This is a genomic window from Pseudomonas sp. B28(2017) (assembly GCF_002113025.1).
Lineage (GTDB): Bacteria > Pseudomonadota > Gammaproteobacteria > Pseudomonadales > Pseudomonadaceae > Aquipseudomonas.
The window spans coordinates 18423-31476 of record NZ_NEJH01000011.1 but is presented as its reverse complement, the minus strand read 5'-3'; the positions used below and the strand labels follow the sequence as shown (position 1 = coordinate 31476).

The 13054-nt window shown below is 61.8% G+C and carries 11 protein-coding genes; 7 read left to right on the top strand and 4 right to left on the bottom strand.

Going from position 1 to position 13054, the window contains the following annotated elements; genetic code table 11:
• The first annotated feature begins 168 nt into the window (after window positions 1-168).
• Window positions 169-1293, top strand: coding sequence for a cell division protein ZapE (gene zapE, locus CAF65_RS22635; protein WP_085718267.1), 1125 nt, complete (start codon window positions 169-171; stop codon window positions 1291-1293).
• Between the two features lie 199 nt (window positions 1294-1492).
• Window positions 1493-2806: a leucine-rich repeat-containing protein kinase family protein gene (locus CAF65_RS22630; protein ID WP_085718266.1), complete on the top strand. Its 1314-nt coding sequence runs from the start codon at window positions 1493-1495 to the stop codon at window positions 2804-2806.
• A 107-nt stretch (window positions 2807-2913) separates the two neighbouring features.
• On the opposite strand, the gene CAF65_RS22625 is transcribed toward CAF65_RS22630, so the two are convergent.
• Complete coding sequence (locus tag CAF65_RS22625) at window positions 2914-3618, bottom strand: YebC/PmpR family DNA-binding transcriptional regulator (RefSeq protein WP_085718265.1); 705 nt, start codon at window positions 3616-3618, stop codon at window positions 2914-2916.
• Between the two features lie 225 nt (window positions 3619-3843).
• On the opposite strand from CAF65_RS22625, the gene CAF65_RS22620 reads away from it, so the two are divergent.
• Complete coding sequence (locus tag CAF65_RS22620) at window positions 3844-5265, top strand: type VI secretion system Vgr family protein (RefSeq protein WP_085718264.1); 1422 nt, start codon at window positions 3844-3846, stop codon at window positions 5263-5265.
• A gap of 3 nt (window positions 5266-5268) precedes the next feature.
• On the opposite strand, the gene CAF65_RS22615 is transcribed toward CAF65_RS22620, so the two are convergent.
• Together CAF65_RS22615 and CAF65_RS22610 are read right to left on the bottom strand one after the other, a co-directional pair.
• On the bottom strand, window positions 5269-6660 hold the full coding sequence (locus tag CAF65_RS22615) for an FAD-dependent oxidoreductase (protein WP_085718263.1): 1392 nt from the start codon (window positions 6658-6660) through the stop codon (window positions 5269-5271).
• Between the two features lie 69 nt (window positions 6661-6729).
• Window positions 6730-8055 carry an MFS transporter gene (locus CAF65_RS22610; protein ID WP_085718262.1) on the bottom strand — a complete coding sequence of 442 codons (1326 nt, stop codon included), beginning with the start codon at window positions 8053-8055 and terminating at the stop codon, window positions 6730-6732.
• Window positions 8056-8323: 268 nt separating this feature from the next.
• Here CAF65_RS22610 and CAF65_RS22605 point away from each other — a divergent pair, with 268 nt between their 5' ends.
• A complete protein-coding gene (locus CAF65_RS22605; protein WP_085718261.1) occupies window positions 8324-9196 on the top strand; it encodes a LysR family transcriptional regulator in 873 nt (290 codons plus the stop codon).
• Window positions 9197-9227: 31 nt separating this feature from the next.
• Here CAF65_RS22605 and CAF65_RS22600 read toward each other — a convergent pair whose 3' ends face one another.
• On the bottom strand, window positions 9228-10091 hold the full coding sequence (locus CAF65_RS22600) for a LysR substrate-binding domain-containing protein (RefSeq protein WP_085718260.1): 864 nt from the start codon (window positions 10089-10091) through the stop codon (window positions 9228-9230).
• Between the two features lie 109 nt (window positions 10092-10200).
• Between CAF65_RS22600 and CAF65_RS22595 the strand changes: the two genes are divergently transcribed.
• From CAF65_RS22595 to CAF65_RS22585, 3 genes are all read left to right on the top strand, one after another.
• Window positions 10201-11310 (top strand): 2-aminoethylphosphonate--pyruvate transaminase, encoded by a 1110-nt coding sequence (locus CAF65_RS22595; RefSeq protein WP_085718259.1) that lies wholly within the window; start codon window positions 10201-10203, stop codon window positions 11308-11310.
• Window positions 11311-11463: 153 nt separating this feature from the next.
• Window positions 11464-12291 (top strand): phosphonoacetaldehyde hydrolase, encoded by an 828-nt coding sequence (phnX, locus tag CAF65_RS22590; RefSeq protein ID WP_085718258.1) that lies wholly within the window; start codon window positions 11464-11466, stop codon window positions 12289-12291.
• A 182-nt stretch (window positions 12292-12473) separates the two neighbouring features.
• Window positions 12474-13034, top strand: a complete 561-nt coding sequence (locus CAF65_RS22585) for a cytochrome b (protein WP_085718257.1) — start codon at window positions 12474-12476, stop codon at window positions 13032-13034.
• Window positions 13035-13054 lie beyond the last annotated feature (20 nt).

The following is a 13054-nucleotide window of genomic DNA, read 5'->3' as shown; positions in this document are numbered from 1 at the left end:
CAGGCTCGCTCCTGCAGGCTCTTCCAGGTGACCCGTCGTATCGGCGGACACTCCCCGTCGGAACTGCTCCGACGCGCGCTGACACAGCTGGAAGCAAATTCCCTGCTCTGGTTACACTATGCCGCCGCAGGTCGGAGAGCCTGCCCGCAGACCAGAGGTGATATCCCAGTGGCCGTTCGACCACCCAATCGTTCGCGAATCAAATCGCGCTGGCAATCGTTGCGTCGCCTTTTCGGCAAGGCGCCGGCTGCCGGCAGCGTCGCGGCGGGTCAAGTCATCCACGATTACTTCCGCCACCAGGCCCACTTCCAGGGCTACACCCTCAGTCACAGCCAACAGCGCGTGATCGACTGCATGGCCCGGCAGGCTTGCATGCTGGTGGGTGCTGCATCGCCCCCCCTTCCCGGCCTGTACCTGCATGGTGCCGTGGGGCGCGGCAAAAGCTGGCTGCTCGACGGGTTTTTCCGGGCCATTCCCCTCGCGGAAAAACAACGCCTGCACTTCCATCAGTTTTTCGCCCAACTGCACCAGGGCATGTTCGAGCACCGCGAACGTGCCGACGCCCTGGAGATCACCCTCGACGCACTGCTCAGCGATTGCCGGGTGCTGTGTTTCGATGAGTTCCATGTGCACGACATCGGTGATGCGATGCTCATCACCCGGTTGTTCAAGGCACTGTTTCAGCGTGGCATCCTGTTGCTGGTCACCTCCAATTACCCGCCCGAAGGCCTGCTGCCCAATCCGCTGTACCACGCCCGCTTCAAACCGGTGATCGACTTGATCAATGCGCGCATGCAGGTGATGGAAGTCGGCGGTCCGCACGACTATCGCAGTCAGGTCCGCAGCCACGCGCAACAACTGTTCACCCAAGGCCATTACGTGTGGCCGGCCAGCGCTGTGCAGCGACGATCATTGAACCTGCCGGATCGCGGCGCCCAGCCTGTGTCACTACCCGTGGGTACCCGGCATTTCCAGGCCCGTTTCTGCGATGAGCGACGCATCGGTTTTACCTTCGCCGACCTGTGTGACCAACCTACCGCCGTGATGGATTACCTGGAGCTGTGCCGCCGTTTCGATACCTGGATCATCGATGAGCTGCCGCGGCTCGGTGAGTGCTCGATTGCCGCCCAACAGCGCTTCATCAACCTCATCGACGTGCTGTACGACCAGGACAAGCACCTGACGCTGCTCGGGCAACACGCCCTGCGTGAAAGCCTGGACGGCGATGCCATTGATCTGGCACGCACCCGCAGTCGACTGGGGCAACTGGTTGAAGTCTGCGAGCCCGTTTGATCGATATCTTTTTTGTCGCATTGACCGGCCCCTTCGCGAGCAGGCTCGCTCCCACACGGGATCGATGGCACGACAAGAATCCATTGTGGGAGCGAGCCTGCTCGCGAAAGCAATCTGCCAGTCACCCCGACTTTGCCGCTATCATGTCGCGCATTTCCGGGGCCACGCGCCTATACCCTGATCAATAGCGAATCTGTTCATGCATACCCTTGCTCAATTGCGCGCCGGCGAGTTGTCAGGCATCACGCGGCTGGATCTTGTTGAAGGCCTCACCGAATTCCCCCGGGAGATTTTCGATCTGGCGGACTCGCTGGAGGTGCTCAACCTCAGCGGTAATGCTTTGAGCGCCCTGCCGGAGGATTTGCATCGCCTGACCCGTTTGCGCGTGCTGTTCTGCTCCGATAACCGCTTCACCGAGTTGCCGGCCTGCCTGGGCCAATGCGCCGCACTGACGATGATCGGCTTCAAGGCCAACCGCATCGCCCACGTGCCAGCAGCGGCGCTGCCACCGCTGCTGCGCTGGCTGATCCTGACCGACAACTGCATCGAAACCTTGCCGAGCGAACTGGGAGAGCGCCCGTTCCTGCAAAAGCTCATGCTCGCCGGTAATCGTTTGCAAGCGCTGCCGGAGTCGTTGCGCCAGTGCCATCGCCTGGAACTGATCCGCATCGCCGCCAACCGGTTGACCGGGTTGCCGCAATGGCTGCTGGAATTACCGAGCCTGACCTGGCTGGCGTACGCCGGCAATCCGCTGGAAACCGAAGCCGATGCCGCGGCCCTCGACGCCACACCGCGCATCGGCTGGTCGGCATTGCGTCTGGAGAAAAAACTCGGAGAAGGTGCGTCGGGGGTGATTCATCAGGCCACCTGGCAACCGGCCGACCGGCCGTCCATGGCCGTTGCGGTGAAACTCTACAAGGGCGAAATGACCAGCGACGGTTCGCCACTGCACGAGATGAACGCCTGTATCACCGCGGGCCTGCACCCGAACCTGATCCGCGTCGAAGGGCGGATTGTCGATCACCCGCAGCAAACCGCCGGGCTGGTGATGCAACTGATCGCACCGAGTTACCGCAACCTCGCCGCGCTGCCGAGCCTGGCGTCGTGCAGCCGCGACATTTACCCCGACGGCTTGCGCTTGAGTGCTGCCGTGGCGCTGCGCATTGCCTCGGGCATTGCCTCGGTGGCCGAGCACCTGCACGGCCATGGCATCACCCACGGCGACCTCTATGGGCACAACATTCTGTGGAATGAACAGGGTGATTGCTTGCTGGGGGACTTTGGCGCGGCGTCGTTCCATGCGATTTCCGACAGCCTTGAAAGCCGTGCCTTGCAGCGGATCGAGGTGCGGGCGTTCGGGGTCTTGCTGGGGGAGTTGCTGGAGCGGATCGACTCGGGGCTGAGCGATGAACTGCGTGGGGTGCTGGAGGATCTGGAGCAGCGTTGCTGTCAGCCGCAAGTGCTGGCACGGCCGGGGTTCAGCGAAGTCGTGGAGCAACTGGAAAATCTGTAACCGCTGCGCGGTCAATCGTCGGATCGCCGCCCGGAGCAAGCTCGCTCCGGGCGGCGATCCGACGATGACGGTCTGTCAAACAACATGACCGTCATTGACACCAAGACTTAACTCGCCAACCCGACAAACATGTCCTGCACGTCGTCGTGGTTATCAAGACCTTCGAGGAACGCCTCGACTTCCGCCATCTGCTCGTCGCTCAGGCCACTGACCGGGTTTTTCGGCTGGTAGCCCAGTTTAGCCGACAGCACGGTAAAGCCTTGTTCCGGCAAGGCTTTCTGTACCGCGTCGAGGTCGGTCGGCTCGGTCAGGAACAGGGTTGCACCGTCTTCACCCGGTTCGAAATCCTGTGCACCGGCTTCGATGGCGGCCATTTCCGGATCGGCGTCCGGGGTGTCCGGCGATGCTTCGATCATGCCGACATGGTTGAAGTCCCAGGCCACCGAACCGGAAGCCCCCAGTTGGCCCTTGCGGAACGCCACGCGGATCTCGGCGACGGTACGGTTGATGTTGTCGGTTACGCATTCAACGATCAGGGGCACCTGATGCGGGGCGAACCCTTCGTACGTCACGCGATGGTATTGCACGGTTTCGCCCAACAGGCCCGCACCTTTCTTGATGGCACGATCCAGTGTTTCCTTGGGCATCGAGGCTTTCTTGGCCTGTTCAACGACCAGACGCAAGTGTGCGTTGGTAGCAACATCAGCGCCGTTACGCGCAGCAATGGTGATTTCTTTCACCAGTTTGCCGAAGATCTTGCCCTTGGCATTGGCTGCCGCTTCTTTATGTTTAACCTTCCACTGTGCGCCCATTTCTCACTCTCTTATCTGTGGCATCTGTGGCGCCGAGACAACGATTGGCCGGCGCTTTGTGCAAGTTTATACGGCCTAAAGTTGGCAATCGACCAAAAAATCCCGACTGGTATCGACATCTTCACCAGCGGTTGTAGGGCGATTCGGAAATGTCGCATCAGCGTGCCCGCAATTCGTCGGGGTTTCGTACGCTCTGCCCCCTATTTCACGGCAGCGGTGTGTTCGATGCTCAACGACAAGGAAAGTCCCGCCACCCTGACCCTTCTCGATGACGACCTGAGTTTCCAGGTGGTCCGGTTCAGTGGTCATGAAGCACTCAACCAGCCCTATCGATTCGACATCGAGGTGATCGGGCTGGCACCGGCCCTGAACCTTGAACGACTGTTGCACCAACCGGCGTTCCTCGAATTTGGCCACGACCAAGGTATTCATGGCGTGTTGGACAGCGCCAGTTGTGAACACCGAAGCGGGCATCGGGTCGCTTACAAACTGCTGCTGGTGTCCCGTATCCAGGCGCTGGATCGGCAACGATGCCGGCGAGTTTTGCAGCACGCCAGCGTGCCCATGATCCTGCGCCAGTTACTGGAGGAACATGGGCTGCCCGCCGACAGCTATCGCTTTGAACTGGCAACCGGGCATTATCCCCTGCGACCTTTTTGCATCCAGTACGAAGAAACCGACCTGGCGTTGCTGCAACGACTGTGCGAGGAGGAAGGTATTCACTATCACTTCGAACATCACCGCGACGGCCATGTCCTGGTGTTGGCCGATGACAGCCTGAGCTTCCCCCAGGAACCGTTGCTCATACCGTTGCGCAGCGACGCACTCGACGAACATCACGAACCCGTGATCAGCGAATTGTTCCAGCGCCATGACGCTCCGCCCTCCCCCGCGCGCCCAAGTGCCAGGAATCCGGGAGCACCGGGCAGCGGCGACGGTGCCGCCAATCACTCGTTCGCCACGGCGAGACACTTTCCCGCTCGCGAACAGCAACATCGCGACCAGCTCAGCCGTCGACACCTGGAACGCCTGCGTTGCCGGCACCTGCAGATCCACGGTCAAACTAACCAGGGAGCATTACGCAGCGGCCGGATCGTACAGGTGGCCGGGCACCGGCTGGCGAATTTCAACGATCAATGGCTGGTCACCGAAGTCCGCCATCAGGGGCGTCACGCCTCCATTCTGCTCGACGACACAGCGGGCATGGCCGAAGGTTACCGCAATCAATTCAGCGCCATCCCGTGGTCGACGGTGTTCAGGCCAGCGCTCGAACAACCCCGGCCAAGTATCCCCGGGTATCAGCCCGCCCTGGTGTGCGGCCCGGTCGGGCAACCGGAGAAAGTGGATGAGGATGGCCGGGTTCAGGTGATCCTCTGGCCTGCCACGCAATCAGCCAACGGAGTGCCCACCGGCCTGTGGTTACCACTGGCGCTGACCACCGCCGAGGACTGGATCGATCCGACCCGCTTGCCCGTGGCTGGCAGCGAGGTACTGGTGGTTTTCCTCGACAGTGACCCGGATCGCCCGGTGCTCTGTACGGCCATGAGCCCAAGGCCACAACCTCGCCGCCCTCGTCCACGCGAGCCCGACGGCGATACCCGCCTGCTGTTCGACTGGCTGCTCAACCGCTCGGACCTTGCACCCTGACGCTCAGCCCTTGTCAGCCTTTCCGGCCGCTGCGGCAAACTTTGCCAGGCGCACATCCAGATGCCGCGGTCGACGCCCGTGATCCTCCGCGCGCTCCTTGCGGCGGATAGCGTTGCGCACCATCAGCGAACCGATGTAGCGAATCGGCTCCGGCGGGAAGAAACCCAGCGGTCCATTGACCAGCGGCGATCGGGTCCAGGGGTTGTCCAGGCCCTGGACCATCGACGCCAGAATCTGCCCGCCCATGTGGCAGGGTCCGACACCGCTGCCGGAGTAGCCAAAACCGTAGAACACATTGCCACTGGCGCTCATCTGCCCGAAAAACGGCAGCCCGGTCACGGAACGGTCCGACGGACCATTCCAGGTCGCTTCGACCTTGACGTCGGCAAACGCCGGGAAGAAATCCGCCAGGCTGTTGTGCAACAAACCGGCATAGGGTGAAGGCTGATCGAACACCGGCAATATGCGTCCACCATAAGCGAAGGTATTGCCGCCCTTGCCAAGCATGATCCGGCCGTCCGGAGTGTTGTGGTAGTAGTGCACGAAAATCCGCGAATCGAGCACCGTGACACCGCTGGTCAAGCCGATTTCATCGAGCAAATCCGGCCGGGGCTCGGTGATCAGCATGTCGCTGGAAACGATCGCCACGCTGCGCTCGAACTGCGGGAACGCCCGAGCCATCCAGGCGTTCATCGCCAGCACCACGCGATCGGCGCGAACGGTGCCGTTGGGGGTTTGAATACCCACCGGCTTGCCCTCTTCCAGCCCGGTCATCGCGGTGTTTTCGTGAATCCGCACACCCAGTTGCAGCGCAACCCGGCGCATACCGCGCACCAGTTTACCCGGCTGCACACTGGCCGCAGCCGGTGAAAACCAGCCTTCCAGGTGCTTGCTGGAACCGGCCATGCGCTGCACATCGGCCACCGGCCGCTGAGTGAACGAGTTGATGCCGTTGCGCTCAAGTGCAGCGATAACCGCATCGGTCGAGCCGCATTGCGCACGGTTGGTGGCGGTGTAGAGCGTACCATCGAGGCGGTAATCGGCGTCCACCGCGTACTGTTCGCAGAAGGCGCCGATGGCATGGATGCTGCGCTCGGACTCCTTGACCAGGCGCACGGCCTCTTCGACGCCGAACAACCGTTCCAGGGTGAAATATTTGGCCGACCACGACAACGCACAACCGCCATTGCGTCCACTGGCCCCGGCGCCGCAGATGTCCGCTTCGATGAGCAACACGTCCAGTTCGGGGTTCTGTTCCTTGAGCATGATCGCGGTCCACAACCCGGTATAACCGCCACCGACGATGCACACGTCGGCGCGGCTGTCGCCTTCCAGTGGCGGACAGGTTTCGGATGCATCAGCCTTCAAGGCCTGGTCCAGCCAAAAGGGTCTCATGGGGAAATCTCCAGTCAGTGGCCCACACGCCAGCCTGCCGCAGACGCAGCAGGCCGCGAGGGACAGGATTCAGGTACGCAGGGGTTTGATGTTCATCGCCCGATTGGGCACGAAGGGGTAATTGGTTTTCAGGCCGCCCGGGCGGCTGTTCCAGTGCGGGATCAACACCAGCGCCGAGAACATGGCGCAGCCGGCGAAGACGATAAATACCGTGACCGAGTCGAAGTAACCCGGCAACAATCCGCCGAGCACCGCCCCCACCGAACCGCAACCGTTGACGAACCCGGCCGCCGTCGCACCGGCCTTGGCCGTGCCGAAATCGATGGCCGCCGCGCCGCTGATCATCGAGTCCGGTCCGTAGAGGGTCAGCCCCATGACGAACAGGAGCGCCACCACCAGGACTACGCTGCCGGTGTGCAGGGCGCCCATGAACAGTGCCAGAGACACGGTCAGCGCCAACAGGCTGAGCACGCAAGCGGGCATGCGCCGGGCGCCGAACAGTTTGTCCGAGGCCAGGCCGATCATGATTGGCCCCAGCAACCCGGCCAGTTCGAACGAGGTCGGAATGATCGCCGCACCAACCTTGCCCACCGAGGGCATCTGTTCGAAGACGATCACCGGCCCCCACAGCAGAATCGCGTAGCGCGCCGGTTTCAGCATGAAGTACGCCAGCCCCAACACCAGCACCGTACGGTTGCGCAGGATTTCCTTCAGAGGCTCCCAGAGACTGACTTTGCTCTGGACAAGGGTTTCTTCGGCCGTCAGTTCGGGCTCCGGCTCCACGGCCGGCAAGCCCACGTCTTCCGGTTTGTTGCGTTGAAAAATAAAAAACAGCACGGCGACCAGCCCAACCACCGCCGCACTGGAAACAAACGCCGCATGCCAGGTGCCGATGAGCGTATACGCCCACCACCCGGCAAACGGCGACGCCACGAGACCGCCAAAGGCGTAGCAGGAACTCCACAGGCCCAGTACCCGCCCGCGCTGCTCGGCGGGAAAGAAGCTGCCGAGGTTCTTGCACAGCCCCGACCAACCGGTGGACTGCGCCAGGCCTTGTATCAGCATGCAGGTAGCGAAAATCGGTAACGTTGCGAAACTGCCCATCACCAGTGCCGCACAGGCGGAAATCAGCAACCCGCCCAGCACCACCACCCGCGGGCCGAAGCGGTCGGCAAGGATGCCCCAGGTGAATTGGCCGACGGCGTAGGCCGTCAGGTAGATGGCGTCGAGGTTGGCCATGGCCATTTTGTCGAGCATGAAGGTCGGGTCTTCGGCGATGCCGAGCTTGGCCACCGAGAAGGCTTTGCGGGTGAAGTAAAAAGCGGCGTAGGCGAGCCAGGTGATCGCGAAGATCTGCACGCGCCAACGCTTGATGGTGCCGATGTGCTTGTTCATTGTGGTTCTGACCTCAGGGTGTGAGTGTGCCGGCAGAATTGGAAGAAAACGCCTGTTTTTTTATTGTTGAGCACTGCGGTATCGCCCTGTCCCTACGGCGGATACCGGTCAGATGAGTCCTGTTATTGCATGCCCAGGCTCATGGCGCCCGCTGCTGTTCGACTGACCAGTCAGAGGGGCTGAGGTGGATAAAAACAATTACTGATTAATAAGTGAAATCGATTTATCGTATTTCAAATATAAGGTCAGATTGTTACTGGAGATTGCCATGTCGGTTTCCCACGCCCAGCTCAAGGCGTTCCACGCCGTGGCGGTCCATGGAAGCTTTACCAAAGCCGCCGAGCGGCTTTTTCTGACGCAACCGGCGATCTCCGACCAGGTGCGCAAGCTCGAAGAGCGCTACGGTGTCTTGCTGTTTCACCGCAACAAACGCTCGGTGCGCCTGACCGATCTGGGCGAACGCCTGTTGAGCGTTACCCAGCGGCTTTTTGTGATCGAGGCGGAAGCCCAGGAACTGCTTCAGGAATCCCAGGCCTTGCAGACCGGCAGTCTGATTCTGGCAGTGGATGCACCGGTGCACGTGCTGCCGCAGATTGCCCGGTTCTGCGAACGCTACCCCGGGATCAGCGTGAAGATCGAAACCGGCAACACCGATGAGTCGCTTTTCCGACTGTTCAACTACCAGGCCGACTTGGCGCTGCTGGGTCGTGACGTCAGCGATGAGCGCCTGATCTCCCTGCCCCTGCGCAACGACCCGATGGTGGCGTTCGTGTCGCGCCATCACCCGTGGGCCGACCGCGAATCCATCACCCTCGCGGACCTCGACGACACGCCACTGGTGTTGCGGGAAATCGGCTCGGTGACCCGACAGACCCTGGAAGAGGAAATGCAACGCGCCGGGTTCCGCATTCGCCCGGCGGTTCAGGTCGAGGGCCGGGAGGCTGCGCGGGAAGCGGTGGTGGTCGGGATCGGGGTGGGTGTGGTATCGGCTGCCGAGTTTGGCGCGGACTCCAGGGTGTGCGCGCTGCCGATTACCGACTGCGAACGACGACTGACTGAAACGCTGGTGTGCTTGCGCGAGCAGAGTTCGCGGCGGGTGGTGGCGACGTTTCTGGAGATGGTGCGCGAGAGTCTGGCGTAGGCAGGTCCGCCCCCTTCGCGAGCACCCCGGTCTACCTGACTGACGCCAGCCCGAAAAACGCCTGAATCAATCGCAAATCCCTGCGCCGCTCCATGCACCCGATCATGTGCCGGTTCACCAACCCCTCGCCAATGATCGGCACCGCCGCCACTCGCGGGTCGTGGCTGACTTCCACCGACGACACCACCCCCACCCCCAATTCGGCAGCCACCGCCTCGGTCACCGCTTCGCGGCTGTCCAGCTCCAGCAACACACGCGGATTGACCCTGGCCTGGGCGCAAGCCTCATCGAAGGTGCGCCGGGTGATCGAACTCGGTTCGCGCAGCACCATGATCACCTGATCCAGCTCCTTGAGCTGCACGCCTTTGGTCTTCTGCACCCAGGGATGCCCATCGGGCACCAGCGCGCAAATCCGGGATTCGTTCAGCGCTTGCAGATGCAAGCCCTTGCGCGGCTCAACCTCGGTCAGCACCGCCACGTCGGCATGTTCGGACAGCAGCGCCGCCAGGGTTTCCTGGGCATTGCCCAGGCGCAGGTTCACCGTGATTCCCGGATAGCGTGCGCGCAGGCTGGCGAGCATCGGCATGACCATGTGCGGACCGTCCGCCGCCACCTCCAGGCGCCCGGTCAGCAATTGCCGGTTGGCTTCAAGCATCACCTGCGCCTCTTCGGCCAGGCCGAACATCGCCCGGGTGATGGCCGCCAGTTTGGTGCCCTCCTCCGTCAGCTCCACTCGCCGGGCGGTGCGGCGCAACAGGGTGATCTGGTAGTGCTCCTCCAGGGCCTTGATGTGCCCGGTAACCGCCGGCTGGCTGATAAACAACCGCGCCGCCGCCCGGGTAAAGCTGCCTTCGCGCGCCACGGCATCGAAGGCGCGGAGCTGAAACAGATTCATGAATAACCCTCACTGATGGCTGGCATAACAATAAACAATTTGATTGATAACACGGCAAATTGCAATTTAAGCCCCGTAGCTTCATCCCATCGATTGCGAGGACATGAGAATGAGTACTGCCGAACCCATCCTGCTCACCCCCGGCCCATTGACCACTTCGCCCCGCACCCGTCAGGCGATGATGATCGACTGGGGTTCATGGGATGACCGCTTCAATCAATTGACCGCCAGTCTCTGCGAGCAACTGCTGGCAATCATCAACGGCGCCGCCACGCACCACTGCGTGCCCCTGCAAGGCAGCGGCACCTTCGCGGTCGAGGCCGCGATCGGCACGCTGGTGCCTCGGGACGGCAAGGTTCTGGTACTGATCAACGGTGCCTACGGCAAACGCCTGGCGAAGATCTGCGAAGTGCTGGGCCGCTCCTTCAGCACCTTCGAAACCGCCGAAGACGAGCCGACCACCGCCGCCGATGTCGACCGCCTGCTGCGCGCCGATAACGGCATCACCCACGTCGCCCTGATTCACTGCGAAACCAGCACCGGCATTCTCAATCCGCTGCCGGAAATCGCCCAGGTCGTCGAGCAACACGGCAAGCGCCTGATCATCGACGCCATGAGTTCCTTCGGCGCGCTGCCGGTGGATGCGCAACAGGTGCCGTTCGATGCGCTGATCGCCGCTTCCGGCAAGTGCCTGGAAGGTGTGCCGGGGATGGGTTTTGTCTTTGCTCGCAAAGAGTCGCTGGCAGCCGCCGCCGGTAACTCGCATTCGCTGGCCATGGATCTGCACGACCAGCACGCTTACATGCAGAAGACCGGCCAATGGCGCTTCACCCCGCCGACCCATGTGGTCGCCGCGCTGCACGAAGCCCTGCTGCAATACAACGAAGAAGGCGGCTTGCCGGCGCGACACGAACGCTACGCCGCCAATTGCCAGGCACTGATGGAAGAGATGGGCAAACTGGGGCTGCGCAGCTTCCTGCCGGCCGCGATCCAGGCGCCAATCATCGCCACCTTCCATGCCCCGAAAGACCCTCGCTACCAGTTCAAGGAGTTCTACGAACGGGTCAAGGCCAAGGGTTACATCCTCTACCCCGGCAAGTTGACCCAGGTCGAGACCTTCCGCGTCGGCTGCATCGGCCATGTCCAACCGGCGCAAATGCGCGAAGCCGTGGCCGCGATTGGCGAAGTACTACGCGAGATGGAAGTGCTCGAAATCTGATTCACCACAGCTCCCCTGTGGGAGCGAGCCCGCTCGCGAAGACGGTCGAACATTCGACACCGATATCGACCGATCCACCGCTTTCGCGAGCAGGCTCGCTCCCACAAAAAAAGCAACGCCCCCCACCAATAGTTGCCACAGGACTTGATCACCATGAACTACGCCAACCCAACCAAACTGCAAGCCGCCATCCTCGACTGGGCCGGCACCGTGGTCGACTTCGGCTCCTTCGCCCCGACGCAGATTTTCGTCGAGGCCTTCGCCGAGTTCGACGTCCAGGTGTCCATCGAAGAAGCCCGTGGCCCGATGGGCATGGGCAAGTGGGACCACATCCGCACCCTGTGCGATCTGCCGGACGTTGCCGAGCGTTATCGCAAAGTCTTCGGCCGCACACCGACCGACGATGACGTCACCGCGATCTACCAACGCTTCATGCCGCTGCAGATCGAAAAAATCGCTGAACACTCGGCATTGATCCCGGGCGCACTGGAAACCATCACCAACCTGCGCCAGCAAGGGATCAAGATCGGCTCCTGCTCCGGTTACCCGAAACAGGTCATGGACAAAGTGGTCGAACTGGCCGCCACCAACGGCTACGTGGCCGATCACGTGGTCGCCACCGACGAAGTCCCGAATGGTCGCCCATGGCCCGCCCAGGCGCTGGCCAACGTCATCGCCCTGGGCATCGACGATGTCGCCGCGTGCGTGAAGATCGATGACACCGTGCCGGGCATTCTCGAAGGTCGGCGCGCCGGCATGTGGACCGTGGCGCTGATCTGCTCGGGCAACGCCCTGGGCCTGGACTACGCAGGTTATCGCGCTCTGGGCAGCGACCAACTGGACACTGAGCGCAAGCGCATCCATGGGATGTTCGAAGGTTCGCGCCCACACTACATGATCGACACCATCACCGACCTGCCGGACGTGATCGCCGACATCAACAAGCGTCTGGCCAACGGCGAAATGCCGCAATCGAGCTAAAAAACGCAACGCCCCCCTGTAGGAGCGAGCTTGCTCGCTCCTACAGTTTTTTCTGTCCGTTAGCCGAACCAGAGCATCCAGCGGCCAATCGCCTCAGGCAAACCCGGTGAAACAGGATTAAAGTTACCAAACACCGCCGAACCAGTGCGGTGGCTTTAAACCGGACCTCTGAGGAATACCGTATGCCGTGGAAAAACTCCGTCTCGCGCTACAGCACCGTATCGATCGCGCTGCACTGGTTGATGCTGGTCCTGCTGGTGCTGGTTTACGCCTGTATCGAGTTTCGCGGGATGTTTCCCAAGGGCAGCGGCGGGCGCACGCTGATCGTCGAATCACACTTCATGCTCGGCCTGACCGTCTTCGTTCTGGTCTGGCTGCGCTTGTTCGCGCGCAGTCTCGGCCCCGCGCCGCAGGTCTTCCCGGCTTCGCCGCAGTGGCAAACGACGCTGGCCAGGCTGATGCATTGGGCGCTGTACATTTTCATGATCGTCACGCCGATTCTCGGGTGGCTGGTCACCAGCGCCAAAGGCAATCAGGTGATGTTCTACGGCTTCGACCTGCCGATGCCAATTGCGGAAAACAAAGACCTGGCCAGACAACTCCAGGACTGGCACGAGCTCGGCGCCACTATCGGCTATTGGCTCATCGGCCTGCATGCCGCGGCCGCGCTGTATCACCATTACGTGGTGGGCGATAACACCTTGCTGCGGATGATGCCCAAGAGCGTAAACCGCGATAACTGAGGCCACATGAGTTTGCATGT

Coding starts and splice junctions, on each gene's coding strand:
- CAF65_RS22610 (WP_085718262.1), bottom strand. CDS start 8,055: ATGAACAAGCACATCGGCACCATCAAGCGTTGGCGCGTGCAGATCTTC.
- CAF65_RS22595 (WP_085718259.1), top strand. CDS start 10,201: ATGAGTACTGCCGAACCCATCCTGCTCACCCCCGGCCCATTGACCACT.
- CAF65_RS22585 (WP_085718257.1), top strand. CDS start 12,474: ATGCCGTGGAAAAACTCCGTCTCGCGCTACAGCACCGTATCGATCGCG.
- CAF65_RS22625 (WP_085718265.1), bottom strand. CDS start 3,618: ATGGGCGCACAGTGGAAGGTTAAACATAAAGAAGCGGCAGCCAATGCC.
- CAF65_RS22615 (WP_085718263.1), bottom strand. CDS start 6,660: ATGAGACCCTTTTGGCTGGACCAGGCCTTGAAGGCTGATGCATCCGAA.
- CAF65_RS22605 (WP_085718261.1), top strand. CDS start 8,324: ATGTCGGTTTCCCACGCCCAGCTCAAGGCGTTCCACGCCGTGGCGGTC.
- phnX (WP_085718258.1), top strand. CDS start 11,464: ATGAACTACGCCAACCCAACCAAACTGCAAGCCGCCATCCTCGACTGG.
- CAF65_RS22630 (WP_085718266.1), top strand. CDS start 1,493: ATGCATACCCTTGCTCAATTGCGCGCCGGCGAGTTGTCAGGCATCACG.
- CAF65_RS22600 (WP_085718260.1), bottom strand. CDS start 10,091: ATGAATCTGTTTCAGCTCCGCGCCTTCGATGCCGTGGCGCGCGAAGGC.
- CAF65_RS22620 (WP_085718264.1), top strand. CDS start 3,844: ATGCTCAACGACAAGGAAAGTCCCGCCACCCTGACCCTTCTCGATGAC.